Raw genomic sequence first — 18143 nt, 5'->3', positions numbered from 1 at the left:
GCGGGGCCTCGGGGTGGTCCGGGCCGTCGGGGACGGCTCAGCCCTCGGAGACGCCCAGGCGCTCCAGGATGAGCTCCTTGACGCGCGCCGCGTCGGCCTGGCCGCGGGTGGTCTTCATGACCGCGCCGACCAGGGCGCCGACCGCGGCGATCTTGCCGCCGCGGATCTTGTCGGCGATGGCCGCGTTGCCCGCGATGGCCTCGTCGACGGCCGCGCCGAGCGCGCCCTCGTCCGAGACGACCTTCAGGCCGCGCTTCTCGACGACCTCGTCCGGGGTGCCCTCGCCGGCGAGGACGCCCTCGATGACCTGGCGGGCCAGCTTGTCGTTCAGGTCGCCGGCCGCGACCAGGGCCGCGACCCGCGCGACCTGCGCCGGGGTGATCGGCAGCTCGTCGACGGTGACGCCCCGCTCGTTGGCGTTGCGGGCCAGCTCGCCCATCCACCACTTGCGGGCGGCGGCCGAGTCGGCGCCCTCCTCGATGGTGGCGACGATGGAGTCCACCGCGCCCGCGTTGAGGATCGACTGCATGTCGTGCTCGTTGACGCCCCACTCCTCGCGGAGGCGGTTGCGGCGCACGCGCGGCATCTCGGGCAGACCGGCGCGCAGCTCCTCGACCCACTCACGGGCCGGGGCGACGGGGACCAGGTCGGGCTCGGGGAAGTACCGGTAGTCCTCGGCGTTGTCCTTGATGCGGCCGGCCGTGGTGGAGCCGTCCTCCTCGTGGAAGTGCCGGGTCTCCTGCACGATCGACCCGCCCGACGAGAGCACCGCCGCGTGGCGCTGGATCTCGAAGCGGGCGGCGCGCTCGACGGAGCGCAGCGAGTTGACGTTCTTGGTCTCGCTGCGGGTGCCGAACTCGGACTCGGGGGTCGGGCGCAGCGACAGGTTCACGTCGCAGCGCATCTGCCCCTTGTCCATGCGGGCCTCGGAGACGCCGAGCGCCTTGATGACCTCGCGCAGCTCGGCGACGTACGCCTTGGCGACCTCGGGGGCCCGTGCGCCCGCGCCCTCGATCGGCTTGGTGACGATCTCGATGAGCGGGATGCCGGCGCGGTTGTAGTCCAGCAGGGAGTGGGACGCTCCGTGGATACGGCCGGTGGCGCCGCCGACGTGCAGCGACTTGCCGGTGTCCTCCTCCATGTGGGCGCGCTCGATCTCCACGCGGAAGATCTCGCCGTCCTCCAGCTGGACGTCCAGGTAGCCGTTGAAGGCGATGGGCTCGTCGTACTGGGAGGTCTGGAAGTTCTTCGGCATGTCCGGATAGAAGTAGTTCTTCCGGGCGAAGCGGCACCACTCGGCGATCTCGCAGTTCAGCGCGAGACCGATCTTGACGGCGGACTCGACGCCGATGGCGTTGACGACCGGGAGGGAGCCGGGCAGGCCGAGGCAGGTGGGGCAGGTCTGCGAGTTGGGCTCGGCGCCGAGCTCGGTCGAGCAGCCGCAGAACATCTTGGTCCTGGTGCCGAGCTCGACATGGACCTCAAGGCCCATGACGGGGTCGTACGACGCCAGGGCGTCCTCGTACGACAGCAGTTCGGTGAAGGTGGTCACGGTGAAACTTTCCCTCTCAGCCCAGCAGGACGTCGTCGTCGCCCAGACGCTTGAGCTCGCGGTACAGGATCGCGAGGCCGGTGACGATGGCGGCGGCGGACACGGCGGCGTCGACCAGCTTCAGCATGTCGTGCTCGCTGCGGGCCTTCTTGACCTGCTTGAACACGCTGATGGCGCCGAACGCGGTGGTGCCGATCGACAGGTAGGTGCCGGTCTTGGACTTCTTGAAGCCCTTGGCCTTGGACAGTGCACTGGTGCTCACAGCGACGGTGCCTCCTCAAGCAGCGGGTGGCCCCAGCGTGCGACGAAGGCGGCCTCGACTGCCGCACCGACCTTGTAGAGGCGGTCGTCCTTCATCGCGGGGGCGATGATCTGCAGACCGACCGGGAGGCCGTCCTCCGGTGCCAGCCCGCACGGGAGCGACATGGCGGAGTTGCCGGCCAGGTTGGTCGGGATGGTGCACAGGTCCGCGAGGTACATGGCGAGCGGGTCGTCGGTGCGCTCGCCGATGGGGAAGGCGGTGGTCGGGGTCGTCGGGGAGACGATCACGTCGACCTGCTCGAAGGACTTCTCGAAGTCCTTCGAGATGAGCGTGCGGACCTTCTGGGCGGAGCCGTAGTACGCGTCGTAGTAGCCGGAGCTGAGCGCGTACGTACCGAGGATGACCCGGCGCTTGACCTCGTCGCCGAAGCCGGCTTCGCGGGTCAGGGCGGTGACGTCCTCGGCGGACTTGGTGCCGTCGTCGCCGACGCGCAGGCCGTAGCGCATGGCGTCGAAGCGGGCCAGGTTGGAGGAGCACTCGGACGGCGCGATCAGGTAGTACGCGGCCATCGCGAGGTCGAAGGACGGGCAGTCCAGCTCGACGATCTCGGCGCCGAGCTCCTTGAGGAGCTCCACCGACTCGTTGAAGCGCTGGACGACGCCGGCCTGGTAGCCCTCACCGGCGAACTGCTTGACGACGCCGACGCGCATGCCGGCGACCGAGCCGTTGCGGGCGGCCTCGACGACCGGCGGGACCGGGGCGTCGATGGAGGTGGAGTCGAGCGGGTCGTGCCCGGCGATCACCTCGTGCAGCAGGGCGGCGTCCAGGACCGTACGGGCGCAGGGACCGCCCTGGTCGAGGGAGGAGGAGAAGGCGACCATGCCGTAGCGGGAGACGCCGCCGTAGGTGGGCTTGACGCCGACCGTGCCGGTGACGGCCGCGGGCTGGCGGATGGAGCCGCCGGTGTCCGTGCCGATGGCGAGGGGCGCCTGGAAGGCGGCGAGGGCCGCCGCGGAGCCGCCGCCGGAGCCGCCGGGGATGCGGGTGAGGTCCCACGGGTTGCCGGTGGGGCCGTAGGCGCTGTTCTCGGTGGAGGACCCCATGGCGAACTCGTCCATGTTGGTCTTGCCGAGGATGACGACGTCGGCTTCCTTGAGCTTGCGCGTCAGGGTGGCGTCGTACGGCGGGATCCAGCCTTCGAGGATCTTCGATCCGACGGTGGTCGGGACCCCGACGGTGGTGAAGATGTCCTTGAGGGCGAGGGGTACGCCGGCCAGCGGGCCGAGCTTCTCGCCGGCCTCCCGCTTGGCGTCGACGGCGCGGGCCTGGGCGAGCGCGCCTTCGCGGTCCACGTGCAGGAAGGCGTGGACCTTCTCGTCGGTGGCGTCGATGCGGGCCAGGTGGGCCTCGGTCACCTGGACGGCCGTGAGCTCGCCGGAGGCGATCTTCTCGGCGGTCTCGGCGGCCGTGAGCTTGATGATGTCGACCATGGCTGTTAGTCCTCCCCCAGGATCTGCGGCACCTTGAAACGCTGCTGCTCCTGGGCGGGAGCACCGGAGAGCGCCTGCTCGGGGGTGAGCGACGGACGGACCTCGTCCGCGCGCATGACGTTGGTCAGCGGCAGCGGGTGGGAGGTCGGCGGGACGTCTTGGTCGGCGACCTCGGAGACACGGGCGACCGCGCCGATGATGTCGTCGAGCTGTCCGGCGAAGTGATCCAGCTCGTTGCTGGACAGCTCAAGGCGCGCCAGCCGTGCGAGGTGGACGACCTCCTCGCGCGTAATGCCAGGCATGCAGCGATCCTCTGGGGGTGGGTGGATGTTTCGTTTCGGACCCAATCCTATGGGTCCGGGCGCTCGGCCTGCGAAACGGTTTGGCCCGGGCCGCCGCGCGGGGCCGCCCGCCCGGACGCGGGCCCGGGGACCCCGCGCCTGTGAAGCCGTCGCGGCTCGGAGGGCGGGGCTCCGTCCCGGACCCCGCCCCGGGGCGCGCCGGCGGAGCCGGAACGCCGCCGGCGGGGGCGGTGCCGGAGGCGCGCCCGGGATCAGCCCGCGTCGGCCTCGGCCGCCGCCAGTTCCGCCGTGATGTCCGCCGGGCGGCGCCAGCCGCGCTCACCGCGGGCCAGCAGCCAGGCCGTGGCCTCCTGCGGCGGCATCGCGGCGGCCACCAGCCACCCCTGTACGGCGTCGCAGCCCAGGTCCCTCAGCCGCTCCCAGGTCTCGTCGTCCTCCACGCCCTCCGCCACGACGAGCAGGCCGAGGGAGTGCGCGAGGTCCACGGTGCAGCGGACGATCTCCGCGTCCTGTGTGTCGACGGCCAGCCGGCCCACGAACGACCGGTCGATCTTCAGCTCGCTGACCGGCAGCCGGCGCAGGTGGACGAGTGAGGAGTAGCCGGTGCCGAAGTCGTCCAGGGACATCTTCACGCCGTGCCCCGTGAGGCCGGCCATGGTGTCCGCCGCCCGCTGGGGGTCCTCCAGCAGGACGTGTTCCGTTATCTCCAGCTGCAGGCCGCTCGCCGGGACCCCGTGGCGGGCCAGCCGGGCGGCCACCGCGCCGGCGAAGCCGGGGGTGTGGACGTCGCGCGGCGAGACGTTGACGGCGACCGGGACCTTCAGGCCCTGCGCCCGCCAGCGGGCCACCTGGGCCAGGGCGGTCTCCAGCACGTACTCCGTCAGGTGCGGCATCAGCCCGGAGGTCTCGGCGATCGCGATGAACTCGTCCGGAGGTACCCGCCCGCGTTCCGGGTGGACCCACCGGACCAGTGCTTCGAGCCCTGCGACCTGTCCGTCGAACCGGACCTTCGGCTGGTAGTGCAGTTCCACTTCGCCCGCGTCGAGGGCTCTGCGGAGGTCTCCGAGGAGGCCCAGGCGGTCGGGGGTGTTGCTGTCGCGCTTGGACTCGTACACCTCCACGCCCGTGCGGTCCCGCTTGGCCTGGTACATCGCCACGTCGGCGCGTCGCAGCAGTCCCTCCGCGTCCAGGGCGTGGTCGGGGAAGACGGCGAGGCCGGCGCTGGCCTCCAGGACGAGCGTGAGGCCGTCCAGGTCGAGGGGGGAGCTGAGTGCGGCGACCAGGTGGCGGGCGACGCGCTGGGCGCTGGTGGTGGAGTCCGTGACGGGGAGCAGCACGGCGAACTCGTCGCCGCCGAGCCGGGCGGCCTCCGCCTCGTCGGGCAGGGCCTGGCGCAGCCGGTCGGCGATCTGGAGGAGCAGCCGGTCGCCCGCCAGGTGGCCCAGGGTGTCGTTGACGGCCCGGAAGCGGTCCAGGTCGATCAGGACGAGGGCCGCCCGGGTGCCCAGGCGTTCGGCCTCGTCCAGGGCGGACCAGGCCCGCTCCAGCAGCCACTGCCGGTTGGGCAGCCCGGTCAGGGGGTCCCTCAGCTGCTCCTCGGCGCGCGCCCGTGCGATCCAGAGGGTGGAGTCCAGGGCGATGAGGGGTACGGCGAACAGCGGCAGCAGCACCGGCCGGCTGACCGCGACGACGCAGATGAGGGGGGCGATGCCGAGCAGCGCGACCGCCACTAACGCCTGGCGGAGCAGGGCGGTGCGGGCCACGGTGGGCAGCCCGCCGCCGCGCGGGGCCAGTGCGATCCAGAGCAGGAGCCTGGTGGCCGCCAGGTAGGCGACGGCGACCAGGGCGATCTCGGGTACGGCGTCCAGCCCCCAGGTGGTGGGCAGCCAGGGGGTCTCGACGGAGGGCGTCTCGCCGAAGGCGGCGAGGACGAGGGCCCCGGCGCCGATGCCGAGGATGTCGACGGAGCCGTGGAGCAGTCCCTGCCGCCAGCGGTGCCGGCGTGCGGCGCCGACCAGGGAGACCACGGCCAGCGAGACCAGTCCGGCGGGCACCCAGCCGTAGAGGATGAGGACGCCGAGGGTGAGGGCGGCGCCGGATCCGGTGCCGCCCCACCAGCGGTCGCGGCCGAGGGCGACCAGGTGGCCGACGATGATGCCGGTGAGGAGGGCCAGGGCCCAGCCGACGGGGCCGCCGGGGAACAGGGCGTGACGGCCGCTCAGGGCGGTCGCGACGCCGGTGGTGAGGACCACGACCGCGAGACCCACGACGAGGAAGGGCAGCACGCCGCGCCGCCCCTGCCCGCCCTCACCGGTGTCGACCGGTCGGGTCTCCGGCGTCCTGACCCGCAGGACGCCGAGCCTGCCCGCCCGCATGGACGGGATTTCCCCGCCGAACTCAGGTGACGGGTCGGCGCTTTCGGTGGGTTTCATGCCCGTACCTCTCACAGCCGGCGATGCCGATGTCACGCGATGGCCCCGGTGTCGTGCCACCACGGCCGCGATCGCATCCCGCAGCCGTGCACGACAGGCGCACACCTCAACAGTAGGACGCGGGAGGCTCCCAGGGGCAGCGGTCGGCAGTGGTTGCCCGAATGCGACCCAGCCATCCTCATCAGTACGGTATCCGCCGAACGGGTGAGTTTGGACCGGGGCCCCAGTCACCCGTCCGATGATCCGACAGGTCACCGCCCTGCGACCAGCCTTGTACCGGCCGTTTGCCACCGCCGGCCGCGCCTGGCGTGCGCCCGCCCGTGCGGCCGCACGCCACGCATCCGTTCGCCGTCGCCACTCCCCCTCAGGGATTGCCGTGCGGGTGTCACTCCCCTGCGGCGGCGCCGTCCACCGGGAGCGCCGCTTCGCGTGCCGCGTCCGGGCCCTGCTCCAGCAGCACGGCGAAGCCGGCGTCGTCGAGGACGGGCAGCTTCAACTGGACGGCCTTGTCGTACTTCGAGCCGGGGTTGTCGCCGACCACGACGAAGGAGGTCTTCTTCGAGACGGAGCCGGTCACCTTGGCGCCGCGGCTCTGCAGGGCCTCCTTGGCGCCGTCCCGCGTGTGGCTCTGCAAAGTGCCCGTGACGACGACGGTCAGGCCCTCCAGGGGCCTGGGCCCCTCGTCCTCGGCGGAACCTTCCTCCTCCATCCGCACCCCGGCCTGGCGCCACTTGTTGAGGATCTCCTGGTGCCAGGGGACCTCGAACCACTCCTTGAGGGAGGCGGCGATGATCGCGCCGACGCCGTCGGTTGCGGTCAGCTGCTCCTGCGTCGCCGCCTCGATCGCGGCGATGGAGCGGAACTCGCGGGCGAGCGCCTCGGCCGCGACCGGTCCGACGTGGCGGATGGACAGGCCGTTGATGATGCGGGCGAGCGGCCGCTCCTTGGCCGCGGCGATGTTCTCCAGCATCGCCAGGGCGTTCTTCTTCGGCTCGCCCTTCTGGTTGGCGAAGACCGTGACGATCTTCTCCTCGCCCGTCTTCGGGTCGCGCTTGGGCAGCCCGCTGTCCTGGTCCAGGACGTACGCCTTGATGGGCAGCAGCTGCTCGATGGTCAGGTCGAAGAGGTCGCCCTCGTCGAGCAGCGGCGGCTGCGCCGGCTCCAGCGGGGCGGTGAGCGCGGCCGCCGCGACCATGCCGAAGTTCTCGATGTCCAGGGCCTGCCGGCCGCCCAGGTAGAAGAGCCGCTCGCGCAACTGGGCGGGGCAGGTCTGGGCGTTGGGGCACCGGACGTCGATGTCCCCCTCCTTCATGGGCCGCAGCGCGGTCCCGCAGGCGGGGCATTCGGCCGGCATCTCGAACTCCCGCTCGGTGCCGTCGCGCAGGTCCACCACCGGCCCGAGGATCTCGGGGATGACGTCGCCCGCCTTGCGCAGGACCACGGTGTCCCCGATGAGGACGCCCTTGGCCTTGACGACCTCCTGGTTGTGCAGGGTGGCGAACTCGACCTCGGAGCCCGCCACCGTCACCGGCTCCACCTGCGCGTACGGGGTGACGCGGCCGGTGCGCCCGACGCCGACCTTGATGTCGATCAGCTTGGTGTTGACCTCTTCGGGCGCGTACTTCCAGGCGATGGCCCAGCGCGGGGCGCGGGCGGTGGAGCCGAGGCGCCCCTGCAGGGCGATCTCGTCGAGCTTGACGACGACGCCGTCGATCTCGTGCTCCACCGAGTGCCGGTTCTCGCCGAACTCGCCGATGAACGCCCGGACCTCGGCGAGCGAGGAGAGCACCTTGTTGTGCCGGGCGGTGGGCAGGCCCCATTCGCGCAGCAGCTCGTACGCCTGCGACTGGCGCTCGATCTCGAAGCCCTCGCGGGCGCCGATGCCGTGGACGACCATGTGCAGCGGGCGGCTCGCGGTGACCTTCGGGTCCTTCTGGCGGAGCGATCCGGCCGCGGCGTTGCGCGGGTTGGCGAAGGGCTTGCCCTCCGCCGCGACGAGTCTCGCGTTGAGCTCCTCGAACTTCTCCATCGGGAAGTAGACCTCGCCGCGGATCTCGACGAGGGCCGGGATCCGGTCGCCGGACAGGCGGTCGGGGATGTCGGCGATGGTGCGGACGTTGGGTGTGATGTCCTCACCGGTGCGGCCGTCGCCGCGGGTGGCCGCCCGAGTGAGGCGGCCCTTCTCGTAGGTGAGGTTGACGGCGAGGCCGTCCACCTTCAGTTCGCACAGGTAGTGGTAGTCGGAGGTGCCCACGTCCCGGGCCACCCGCTCGGCCCAGGCGGACAGCTCCTCGTCGTCGAAGGCGTTGTCGAGGGAGAGCATGCGCTCGCGGTGCTCGACGGAGGCGAAGTCCGTCTCGTACGCCCCGGCCACCTTCTGGGTGGGCGAGTCCGGCGTGCGCAGCTCCGGATACTGCTCCTCCAGCGCCTCCAGCGAACGCAGCAGCTGGTCGAACTCGGCGTCGCTGACGACCGGCTGGTCGTTGACGTAGTACCGGAAGCGGTGCTCCTCGACCTGCTCGGCCAGCAGCTGGTGCTGCTCGCGCACCGCTGCCGGTACTGCCGTGTCCTGCTGTTCGGCTGCCATGCCGTGTCCTCCCGTGGCCCGTCTCGACCGTCACTCAGGGTTGTCGGCGAGCGACCTCGCCGCTCTGGCGCAATGCGCCTGCGCCGCGCGGGCGTAGGCGGGCGAGGCACCCGCGAGACCGCACGAGGGGGTGACCACGACGGACTCCGCGAGAGTCCCCGGGGCCAGCCCCAGCCTGCGCCAGAGCTTCCTGACACCCATGACGCTACCGCCCGGGTCCGACAACGGGCCGTCGGTGCCCGGGACCACTCCGGCGAACAGCTTGGTGCCGCCTTCGACGGCCTCCCCGACCGCGTCGTCCTCGCGCTCCGTGAGCAGGGAGAAATCGAACGACACTCCCGTGGCGCCCGCGCGCCGCAGCAGTCCGAAGGGGACCTCGGGAGCGCAGGAGTGGACGATCACCTCGCCGTCGTGGACGGCGAACAGGTCGCGCAGCGCGCCCTCGACGACCTGCCGGTCCACGGCGCGGTAGGTGCGGTAGCCGCTCGCGGAGCGGATCCGGCCCAGCAGTACGGCCGTCAGGGACGGCTCGTCGAGCTGGAGCACGATCTCGGCGCCGGGGATCCGCCTGCGTACGTCGGCCAGGTGCGCGCGCAGGCCCTCGGCGAGGGATCCGGCCAGGTCCCGGCAGGCGCCGGCGTCCTGCAGCATCGCCTCGCCGCCGTGCAGTTCGAGGGCGGCGGCCAGCGTCCACGGTCCGACGGCCTGGACCTTGAGCCTGCCGGTGTAGCCCTGGGTGAACTCCTCCAGGGCGTCCAGGTCCTCGCCCAGCCAGGACCGGGCCCGGCGGGTGTCGCGGCCGGGCCGGTCGCTGATCCGCCAGCCGCTGGGCTCCACGTGCGCGTACATGTCGACGAGCAGCCCGGTCGAGCGGCCGATCATGTCCGCGCCGGGGCCGCGGGCCGGCAGTTCGGGCAGGTACGGGAAGTCCTCGAAGGAGCCGGTCGCCGTCTTGGCGGCCTCGCGGGCGTCGCCGCCGGGCAGCGAGCCGACTCCGGTCGCGCCGGCGCTCATCGGCCCGGCCTCACGGACAGGTCGTTGACCTCGGCGTCGCGGGGCAGGTCGACGGCCATGACGATGGTGGTCGCCACCGACTCGGGATCGATCCAGGCGGCGGGGTCGTACTCCTTGCCCTCCTGGGAGTGCACCTTGGCCTGCATGGGGCTGGCGGTGCGGCCCGGGTAGACGGAGGTGACGCGGATGCCGTTGGCCCGCTCCTCGGCGCGCAGGGAGTCGGCGAGGGCCTTGAGGCCGTGCTTGGAGGCGGCGTACGCGCTCCAGTCGGCGTGGGCGTTGAGGCCGGCGCCGGAGTTCACGAAGACGACGGTGGCCTTGGAGGCGCGCAGGGTGGGCAGCAGCAGCCGGGTCACCTCGGCGGGGGCGACGAGGTTCACGTTGAGCTGCTGGTGCCAGGTCTTGGGGCGCAGCTCCCCCACCGGGCCGAGGTCCACGATGCCGGCGATGTGCAGCAGCGAGTCGATGCGCTCGGGGACCGCCTGCTTGGAGAAGGCCCAGGAGAGCCGGTCGGGGTCGGCGAGGTCGCCCACCAGGACCCGGGAGCCGGGGTAGCGCTCGACGAGCTGCTTGCCGCGGGCGGCGTCGCGGGCCAGGAGGACGAGGTCGTCGCCGCGGGCGTGCAGGCGGGTCGCGACGGCGGCGCCGATGCCGGAACCGGCACCGGTGATCAGGTGAGTAGGCATACCGCCCATGCTCGCAGGTCGCGCGGGCGGAGGCGGGCGAAGCCCCGGGGTGCCGGGCCCGGGGCCGGGCCGGGCGGCTCGGCCTGCCGCGGCGGCCCGCCGGGACGTACGAGGACGGCCCGCGCCCGGCCTCCCGCGGGCAGGCGACGGCGGGCGGGAATCCGGCCCGGACGGCCGTCCCGCGGGCGCGCGGGCGCGCGGGCGCGCGGGCCGGAAGATCGCGGTCAGATCCCGACGGCCGCCGCGTAGGCCCGCTCCACGGCGGCGCGGGCGGCGGCCGCCTGCCCCTCCGTGACGGCGGGGGCGAAGCCGTGGCCGACCGTGGCATGCGAAAGCCCGGCGGCGAGCCGTGCCCGCACGTCGGCCCGCGGCCCGGCCCAACGCCGGAGCGCCTGCGCCCGTACGTCGGCCAGTGCGGCGCCTCCAGTGCCACCGCGCCGTGGGAAGAGCGGTGGCGGGTGTACCCGTCGGGGCCCGCGATCACGAAGGCGGCCCGGTTGCCCGTCAGAGGCCGGCTTCGGCGCGCAGGGCCGCGGCCGTCTTCGAGGCGTCGTAGTCGGCGGGGACGCCCTCGACCAGGACGGCCTCGCCCGCTATGTGCCGCGTGCGCAGCGGGAGGATGGCCTGGTAGGCGTCGGAGGCGTACCAGGCGCGGGCCCGCTCGATGTCGGGGAAGCCGATGACGACGACCGTGCCGGGGAAGGGGCCCTCCAGGACCTCGACCTGCCTGCCGTGCACGAGGAAGCGGCCGCCGAAGGGGTCCATCGTGGACTGGATGGCCTCGATGTAGGTGAGGACGTCCTCGTGCACCGTCTCGGGCCGGAGGTGGGCGATGGCGTAGGCGGTCATGGTCTGCTCCCCTGTCGACGCGGACCGGCCCACCCGTGCGGGCCGTCGGTCCGATCCTGTCAGCGCCCGGCCGTGGCGGCGATTACCTCCGGGGTCATGCCGGGGTCGGCGGCCTGGAAGGTGCGGCGGTAGGCGATCGGGGAGACGCCGAGGGAGGCGCGCATGTGCTGGCGCAGGGAGCCCGCGGACCCGAAGCCGGACCGGTGGGCGACGAGGTCGACCGGGAGGTCGCTGGATTCGAGCAGGTGGCGGGCCGTCTCCAGGCGTTGGGCGGTGAGCCACTGCACCGGGGTCATGCCGACCTCGTCGCGGAAGCGGCGGGTGAAGGTGCGCAGGCTCATCCGGGCGTGGGCGGCGAGTTCGGCGAGGCTGACCGGTTCGGCGAGGCGTTCCAGGGCCCAGGCGCGGGTGGCGGTGGTGGTGGCGACGGTGGGTTCGGGGACGGGCCGGTCGATGAACTGGGCCTGGCCGCCGTCGCGCCAGGGCGGTACGACGCACATGCGGGCGGCCCGGTTGGTGACGGCGACGCCGTGGTCGCGGCGAATCAGGTGGAGGCAGAGGTCGACTCCGGCGGAGACTCCGGCGGAGGTCAGGACGTCGCCGTCGTCGACGAAGAGGACGTCCTCGTCGATGCGGACGCGGGGGTAGGCGCGGCGGAACTCGTCGGCGAGGTTCCAGTGGGTGGTCGCGGGGCGGTCGTCGAGGAGTCCGGCGGCGGCGAGTACGTAGGAGCCGGAGCAGATCGACACCAGCCGGGTGCCGGGGCGGATGCCGGCGATGGCGGCGGCGACGGCGGGCGGCAGCGGTCCGCCGCCGGCCAGTTCGGGCATGGCGTGGGTGGGCGGGACGATCACGGTGTCGGCGGCGGCGAGGGCCTCGGGGCCGGCGGCGGGCTGGAGGGTGAAGCCGGAGTCGCTGGCCACGGGGGCGCCGTCGGCGGTGCAGACGACGACCTCGTAGAGCTCTTCGCCGTCGTCGTCCACGGCGCTGCCGAAGACCCGGGAGGGGATGCCCAGCTCGAACGGCGGGAAGCCCGGCAGGGCCAGCACCGCCACCAGGTGCCGGCCGTCCGCGCCGCTCCCGCGAGGGGCCGTGTCCTGCGTGTACGCCTCGAAGTCACCCATGGCCAGATCCTGTCACATAGTGGCCAAACGGCCAACACCATGGGAGTGCGCGCTGCCCGAGTCTGGGACACGTCGCCGGGAAACGGCCCGGTGTCCGACGTAAACGGATGGAATGAGGCGGACTGAGATGCGCGCGATCGTCGTCGACGAGTGGGGCGGCCCGGAGAACCTGGTCGAGCGGGAGATCGAACGGCCGGAGCCGGGGCTGGGCGAGGTCCTGGTCCGGGTCCACGCGGCGGGCGTCAATCCGGTCGACTGGAAGACCCGGGCCAGTGGGGCCCTGATCGCCTGGGGCGAGACCCCCATCGTGGGCTGGGACGTCTCGGGCACCGTCGAGGCGGTCGGCCCCGGTGTGACCCTGTACGCTCCCGGCGACGAGGTGTACGGGATGCCGCACTTCCCGCGTCAGGCGGGCGGCTACGCCGAGTACGTGGTGGCTCCGGCGCGGCACTTCGCCCGCAAGCCCGCCTCCCTCGACCACGTACAGGCGGCGGCGCTGCCGCTGGCGGCGCTCACCGCGTGGCAGGCGCTGGTGGACACGGCCGGCGTCACGGCCGGCCAGCGGGTGCTCGTGCACGCGGCGGCCGGCGGCGTCGGCCACCTGGCGGTGCAGATCGCCAAGGCGCGCGGCGCGTACGTGATCGGTACGGCCAGCGCGGCCAAGCACGACGTGCTGCGCGAGCTGGGCGCCGACGAGCTGGTGGACTACCGCTCGGTGGACTTCGCCGAGGCGGTCTCGGACGTCGACGTCGTACTGGACGCGCTGGGCGGCGACACCGCCGGGCGCAGCCTGAAGGTCCTCAAGGCCGGCGGGCACCTCGTCTCACTGCCCGGCCCGGACTCCGTCCCGGCGGACGCCGGCGGGGTGAACGCGTCCTGGGTGCTGGTCGACCCGGACCTCAAGGGACTGGAGGCGATCGCGGACCTTGTGGACCGGGGCCTGCTGAAGCCGCTGGTCGAGACGGTGCTGCCGCTGGCGGAGGCCGCCCGGGCCCACGAGATCGGCGAGCAGGGCCGGACCACCGGCAAGATCGTCCTGACGGTGGTCTGACCGGGGCCGCTTCAGACGGCGGCGGTGGCCCGCGTCGTCGTGGCGATGGTGGCGGAGCCGACCACGCGGGTGCCGTCGTAGAGCACGATCGCCTGGCCGGGGGCCACGCCGCGGACGGGCTCGGTGAAGGAGACGCGCAGCTCGCCGTCCACGACCTCGGCGAAGACCTCGGTCTCGCCGCCGTGGGCGCGCAGCTGGGCGGTGTAGGTGCCCGGGGCGGCGGCCTCGGCGCCGCACCAGCGGGGGCGGATCGCGGTGAGGGCGCTGACGTCGAGCGCTTCGACGGGGCCGACGGTGACGGTGTTGTTCACCGGGGAGATGTCGAGGACGTAGCGCGGCTTGCCGTCGGGGGCCGGGTGGCCGATGCGCAGGCCCTTGCGCTGGCCGATGGTGAAGCCGAAGGCGCCCTCGTGGGTGCCGACCTTCTCGCCGGACTCGTCGACGATGTCGCCCTCGGCCTTGCCGAGGCGGTGCGCGAGGAAGCCCTGGGTGTCGCCGTCGGCGATGAAGCAGATGTCGTGGCTGTCGGGCTTCTTGGCGACGGCGAGGCCGCGGGCCTCCGCCTCGGCGCGGATCTCTTCCTTGGTGGTGAGGGTGTCGCCGAGCGGGAAGAGGGCGTGGGCGAGCTGCTTCTCGTCGAGGACGCCGAGGACGTAGGACTGGTCCTTGGCCATGTCGGAGGCGCGGTGCAGCTCGCGGGAGCCGTCCTCCTTCAGCACGACGGTGGCGTAGTGGCCGGTGCAGACGGCGTCGAAGCCGAGGGCGAGGGCCTTGTCGAGGAGCGCGGCGAACTTGATCTTCTCGTTGCAGCGCAGGCACGGGTTCGGGGTGCGGCCGGCCTCGTACTCGGAGATGAAGTCCTCGACGACGTCCTCGCGGAAGCGCTCGGCGAGGTCCCACACGTAGAAGGGGATGCCGATGACGTCGGCGGCGCGGCGGGCGTCGCGGGAGTCCTCGATGGTGCAGCAGCCGCGGGCGCCGGTCCGGAAGGACTGCGGGTTCGCGGACAGTGCGAGGTGGACGCCGGTCACGTCGTGCCCGGCTTCGACGGCGCGGGCGGCGGCGACGGCGGAGTCCACTCCGCCGGACATGGCGGCCAGGACGCGAAGGGGGCGGTCGGTGCGCGGCAGGTTCTCAGTCATAGCACCGTCCAGAGTACGGGGGAACCGAGCGGGGTCCCAGCGCGTTGTCGGGTCAGGGGGGTGGATCACATGACCGAGCAGGGGAACGCGAGATCGAAGCCGAAGGGCCGCACGCGCAGGGCCGTGCTGTTCGGCGGGCTCGGAGTGGTCGCCGCGGCGGCGGTCGCGGGGCGGGACGAGATCAGCCGGGCGTGGTGGCTGATGCCGGGGGTGTCCAAGCCGCGCAAGGAGGGTGAGATCGACCACGCGGGTGCGGGGTGGACCGCGGCCTCCCCGGCGAACTGGCGGCTGGCGGACCGGCCCGACGACTACCGGGTGGACCGGATCGTCGTGCATGTCACGCAGGGCGGCTTCCGGTCGTCGGTGGACGCCTTCAGGAATCCGTGGCACAAGGCGTCGGCGCACTACATAGTCCGCGGTGACGGGCATGTGGAGCAGATGGTGCGCGAGCTGGACGTGGCGTTCCACGCCGGGAACCGCTCGATGAACGAGCGCAGCGTCGGTATCGAGCACGTGGGCTTCGTGGACCGGCCCAAGGACTTCACCGACGCCATGTACGCGGCCTCGGCGCGGCTGGCGGCCGACATCTGCCGGCGGTACGACTTCCCGGCGGACCGCAAGCACATCGTGGGGCACTCGGAAGTGCCCGGCGCCGATCACACGGACCCGGGCGACCACTGGGACTGGGACCGCTACATACGCATGGTCCGCGAGGCCCTGGCAGCCAAGGCCTGAGCCCTGGCCGTTTCGGCCCGAGCCTCGCGGACGCTCAGCTGAGGCCTGCCGTCCGGGCGCGTTCCACCGCGGGGCCGATGGCCGAGGCCAGGGCGGCGACGTCCTCCTTGGTGGAGGTGTGGCCGAGGGAGAAGCGCAGGGTGCCGCGGGCCAGCTGCGGGTCGGTGCCGGCCGCCAGCAGGACGTGGCTCGGCTGGGCCACGCCCGCGGTGCAGGCCGAGCCGGTGGAGCACTCGATGCCCTGGGCGTCGAGCAGGAGCAGCAGGGAGTCGCCCTCGCAGCCGGGGAAGCTGAAGTGCGCGTTGGCCGGAAGCCGTTCCTCGGGGTCCCCTCCGAGCACGGCGTCGGGCACGGCCGCGAGTACGGCTGCGACCAGCTCGTCGCGCAGGGCGCCGACCTCTGCGGCGAACTGCTCGCGCCGCTCGGCGGCGATGACGGCTGCCACCGCGAAGGCGGCGACGGCGGGCACGTCGAGGGTGCCGGAGCGGACGTGCCGCTCCTGCCCGCCGCCGTGCAGGACGGGTACGGGGCTCTGGTCCCGGCCGAGGAGCAGCGCTCCGATGCCGTAGGGGCCGCCGATCTTGTGGCCGCTGACGGTCATGGCGGCGAGGCCGCTGTCGCCGAAGTCGACGTCGAGCTGCCCGAAGGCCTGGACGGCGTCGGAGTGCAGCGGGATTCCGGCCTCACGGGCGATGTCGGCCAGTTCGCGGACCGGCATGACGGTGCCGATCTCGTTGTTGGCCCACATGACGGTGGCCAGGGCGACGTCGTCGGGGTTGCGCTCGACGGCTTCGCGGAAGGCGTCGGGGTGCACGCGCCCGTAGCGGTCGACGGGCAGGTAGTCGACCTGGGCGCCCTCGTGCTCGGCGAGCCAGTGCACGGCGTCGAGGACGGCGTGGTGCTCGACGGGGCTGGCGATGACCCGGGTCCGGGCGGGCTCGGCGTCGCGCCGGGCCCAGTAGAGGCCCTTGACGGCGAGGTTGTCGGCTTCCGTGCCGCCGGCGGTGAAGACCACCTCGCTGGGGCGGGCGCCGATCGCCTCGGCGAAGGCCTCGCGGGCCTCCTCGACGGTACGGCGGGCCCGGCGGCCGGCGGCGTGGAGGGAGGAGGCGTTCCCCGTGGCGGCGAACTGCGCGGTCATCGCCGCGGCGGCCTCCGGCAGCATGGGGGTGGTGGCGGCGTGGTCGAGGTAGGCCATGATCCCCCGATTCTACGAGCCCGCCCGGCCCCCTCCGCCCGGCGGGATCCCGATCCGGCCGGGAGCACGGGGCCCGGGCCGCCCCGCGCCCCCGCCGGGGCGCGGGGCGGCCCGGGGGTCACATGCGCAGGGCTCGCGCCAGTTGGCGGGACTGTGCGACGAGGTGGTCGGTGGAGTCCCAGACCTCGGCGTCCTCCTCCAGGAAGCCGCCGGCGAGGTTGCGGGTGGTGATGGCGATCCGCAGCGGGCCCGGGGCCGGTCGGCGGCGGATGTGCGTGGTGAGCTCCACGGTCGGGGTCCAGGCCACCAAACCGAGGTCGAAGGCGGTGGGGGGCAGTGCGTCCACCGCGAGGAGCAGGGAGAGCGGGTCGGCGTCGCGGCCGTCGGCCAGCTCGAACCAGGCCCGCATCTCGCCCTTGCCGGAGGGCGCGCCGACGGCCCAGCCCGCCGTCGCCGGGTCCAGGCGCAGCCGGAGCCGGTCCACGATGGCGGAGCTGCCGGGGATGGGCGCGGGGCCGGCCTCGGGGCCGATGCAGTTCTCGTAGGAGGGCATGAGCGGCGGTACCGCGACCGTCCGCACGTCGTCCGGGAGGGCGGCGAGGTCGCCGTAGGAGGCGAGGACGCGGATCCGCTCGACCTCGTTGCCGTGCTCGTCGTACTGGAGGAGCGAGGCCTGGCCGGTGGAGAGGGTGCGGCCGACCCGGACCACCTCGGTGCGGATGACGGCGGGGCCGGGCACGGAGGAGGTCAGGTAGTGCGCGGACACCGTGAAGGGGTCCGGGTGCGGGAGGGCCGCCGACAGGGCCCGGCCGACGAGGGCCAGCAGGTATCCGCCGTTGACGGCGGCGATGATCGTCCAGCCGGCGGAGAGCTCCGCGTCGTAGACACCGGGTTCGCCCGCACGCTCGGTGATCGCGGTGTCGCGGTCGAACTCGCTGTCGCCGATGGATGCCTGGGCAGCTGCATATGACATGGAACGACGGTACACCCGCTTGCTACTAAGCGGTAGCTTTCTCTAGGGCTCTTCGGCCACCGAGGAGCGCCGGTTCCAGGCCAGCGGCGCACGCCAGTGGTAGCGCATGGCGAGCAGCCGGAGGACGAACGTGGTGACGATCGCCAGGGCGGTGGTGACGGCGTTGAGGGAGTCCAGGGCGATGGAGACGGCGACCATGGCGGCGCCCACGGTGGCGGGCACGGCGTACATCTCGCGGTCGCGCAGCAGCGAGGGCACCTCGTTGACCAGCACGTCGCGCAGTACGCCGCCGCCGACGGCCGTGGCCAGGCCCAGGGCGGCGGACGCGGTCAGGCCGAGGCCGTACTCGTAGGCCTTGGTCGTGCCGGTCACGCAGAACAGCGCGAGGCCGGCGGCGTCGAAGACGTTGACGGCCCGGTTGATCCGCTGGACCTCGGGGTGCAGGAAGAAGACGAACGCGGCGGCGATGAGCGGCGTGACGAAGAAGCTGAGCTCGCCGAAGGCGGCCGGCGGGACGGCGCCGATGACCAGGTCGCGGAAGAGGCCGCCGCCGAGGGCCGTGACGAGGGCGAGGACGGCGATGCCGAAGACGTCGAAGTTCTTGCGGACGGCGAGCAGGGCGCCGGAGGTGGCGAAGACGAAGATGCCGGCGAGGTCCAAGGCATGCTGGACCCCGGGCGGGAAGAGATCGTGGAGCACGGGGTCATTGTCCCCTGCGGTGTCGCCTGCGGCGGGCTCGGTGGAAT

The 18143-nt window shown here is 73.0% G+C and carries 17 protein-coding genes; 2 read left to right on the top strand and 15 right to left on the bottom strand.

The annotated features are described in order from the left end of the window. Window positions 1-37 precede the first annotated feature (37 nt). The 11 genes from gatB to BSL84_RS23510 all read right to left on the bottom strand — a co-directional run bounded on the left by gatB (window position 38) and on the right by BSL84_RS23510 (window position 12298). A complete protein-coding gene (gene gatB / locus BSL84_RS23555) occupies window positions 38-1552 on the bottom strand; it encodes an Asp-tRNA(Asn)/Glu-tRNA(Gln) amidotransferase subunit GatB (RefSeq protein WP_075971064.1) in 1515 nt (504 codons plus the stop codon). 16 nt (window positions 1553-1568) lie between these two features. Beyond that, window positions 1569-1814, bottom strand: coding sequence for a hypothetical protein (locus BSL84_RS23550; RefSeq protein WP_030030669.1), 246 nt, complete (start codon window positions 1812-1814; stop codon window positions 1569-1571). Next, a complete protein-coding gene (gene gatA / locus BSL84_RS23545) occupies window positions 1811-3304 on the bottom strand; it encodes an Asp-tRNA(Asn)/Glu-tRNA(Gln) amidotransferase subunit GatA (protein ID WP_075971063.1) in 1494 nt (497 codons plus the stop codon). Before gatA ends, BSL84_RS23550 begins: the two co-directional genes overlap by 4 nt. Before the next feature lie 5 nt (window positions 3305-3309). After that, complete coding sequence (gene gatC / locus BSL84_RS23540; protein WP_030030671.1) at window positions 3310-3606, bottom strand: Asp-tRNA(Asn)/Glu-tRNA(Gln) amidotransferase subunit GatC; 297 nt, start codon at window positions 3604-3606, stop codon at window positions 3310-3312. A 251-nt stretch (window positions 3607-3857) separates the two neighbouring features. After that, complete coding sequence (locus tag BSL84_RS23535; RefSeq protein ID WP_234363500.1) at window positions 3858-6038, bottom strand: putative bifunctional diguanylate cyclase/phosphodiesterase; 2181 nt, start codon at window positions 6036-6038, stop codon at window positions 3858-3860. A gap of 385 nt (window positions 6039-6423) precedes the next feature. After that, window positions 6424-8625: an NAD-dependent DNA ligase LigA gene (gene ligA / locus BSL84_RS23530; protein WP_030029305.1), complete on the bottom strand. Its 2202-nt coding sequence runs from the start codon at window positions 8623-8625 to the stop codon at window positions 6424-6426. A gap of 30 nt (window positions 8626-8655) precedes the next feature. Beyond that, the gene (locus BSL84_RS23525; RefSeq protein ID WP_030029304.1) at window positions 8656-9639 is read right to left on the bottom strand and encodes a methionine synthase; all 984 of its coding nucleotides are present in this window, start codon (window positions 9637-9639) and stop codon (window positions 8656-8658) included. Then, window positions 9636-10325, bottom strand: a complete 690-nt coding sequence (locus tag BSL84_RS23520; protein WP_030029303.1) for an SDR family oxidoreductase — start codon at window positions 10323-10325, stop codon at window positions 9636-9638. Before BSL84_RS23520 ends, BSL84_RS23525 begins: the two co-directional genes overlap by 4 nt. A 224-nt stretch (window positions 10326-10549) precedes the next feature. Further along, window positions 10550-10684, bottom strand: a complete 135-nt coding sequence (locus BSL84_RS37500; RefSeq protein WP_267894046.1) for a hypothetical protein — start codon at window positions 10682-10684, stop codon at window positions 10550-10552. Window positions 10685-10829: 145 nt separating this feature from the next. Continuing rightward, window positions 10830-11174, bottom strand: coding sequence for a DUF1330 domain-containing protein (locus BSL84_RS23515; protein ID WP_030028657.1), 345 nt, complete (start codon window positions 11172-11174; stop codon window positions 10830-10832). 59 nt (window positions 11175-11233) lie between these two features. Beyond that, window positions 11234-12298, bottom strand: a complete 1065-nt coding sequence (locus tag BSL84_RS23510) for a GlxA family transcriptional regulator (RefSeq protein ID WP_051873184.1) — start codon at window positions 12296-12298, stop codon at window positions 11234-11236. Window positions 12299-12425: 127 nt separating this feature from the next. On the opposite strand from BSL84_RS23510, the gene BSL84_RS23505 reads away from it, so the two are divergent. Beyond that, window positions 12426-13349: an NADP-dependent oxidoreductase gene (locus tag BSL84_RS23505; RefSeq protein WP_075971061.1), complete on the top strand. Its 924-nt coding sequence runs from the start codon at window positions 12426-12428 to the stop codon at window positions 13347-13349. Window positions 13350-13360: 11 nt separating this feature from the next. On the opposite strand, the gene mnmA is transcribed toward BSL84_RS23505, so the two are convergent. Continuing rightward, window positions 13361-14491, bottom strand: coding sequence for a tRNA 2-thiouridine(34) synthase MnmA (gene mnmA, locus BSL84_RS23500; RefSeq protein WP_030028661.1), 1131 nt, complete (start codon window positions 14489-14491; stop codon window positions 13361-13363). 69 nt (window positions 14492-14560) lie between these two features. Here mnmA and BSL84_RS23495 point away from each other — a divergent pair, with 69 nt between their 5' ends. Further along, complete coding sequence (locus BSL84_RS23495; protein WP_030028662.1) at window positions 14561-15226, top strand: N-acetylmuramoyl-L-alanine amidase; 666 nt, start codon at window positions 14561-14563, stop codon at window positions 15224-15226. Window positions 15227-15260: 34 nt separating this feature from the next. Here the strand turns inward: BSL84_RS23495 and BSL84_RS23490 are convergent, their stop codons facing one another. The 3 genes from BSL84_RS23490 to BSL84_RS23480 all read right to left on the bottom strand — a co-directional run bounded on the left by BSL84_RS23490 (window position 15261) and on the right by BSL84_RS23480 (window position 18096). Then, the gene (locus tag BSL84_RS23490; RefSeq protein ID WP_030028663.1) at window positions 15261-16424 is read right to left on the bottom strand and encodes a cysteine desulfurase family protein; all 1164 of its coding nucleotides are present in this window, start codon (window positions 16422-16424) and stop codon (window positions 15261-15263) included. A 118-nt stretch (window positions 16425-16542) separates the two neighbouring features. After that, window positions 16543-17397: a thioesterase family protein gene (locus tag BSL84_RS23485; protein WP_030028665.1), complete on the bottom strand. Its 855-nt coding sequence runs from the start codon at window positions 17395-17397 to the stop codon at window positions 16543-16545. 42 nt (window positions 17398-17439) lie between these two features. After that, window positions 17440-18096, bottom strand: a complete 657-nt coding sequence (locus tag BSL84_RS23480; RefSeq protein WP_030028666.1) for a trimeric intracellular cation channel family protein — start codon at window positions 18094-18096, stop codon at window positions 17440-17442. Window positions 18097-18143: the final 47 nt, after the last annotated feature.

Source organism: Streptomyces sp. TN58 (genome assembly GCF_001941845.1).
Classification (GTDB): domain Bacteria; phylum Actinomycetota; class Actinomycetes; order Streptomycetales; family Streptomycetaceae; genus Streptomyces.
Note: the sequence above shows the minus strand (reverse complement) of the source record. Positions and strands in the feature narration are given on the sequence as shown.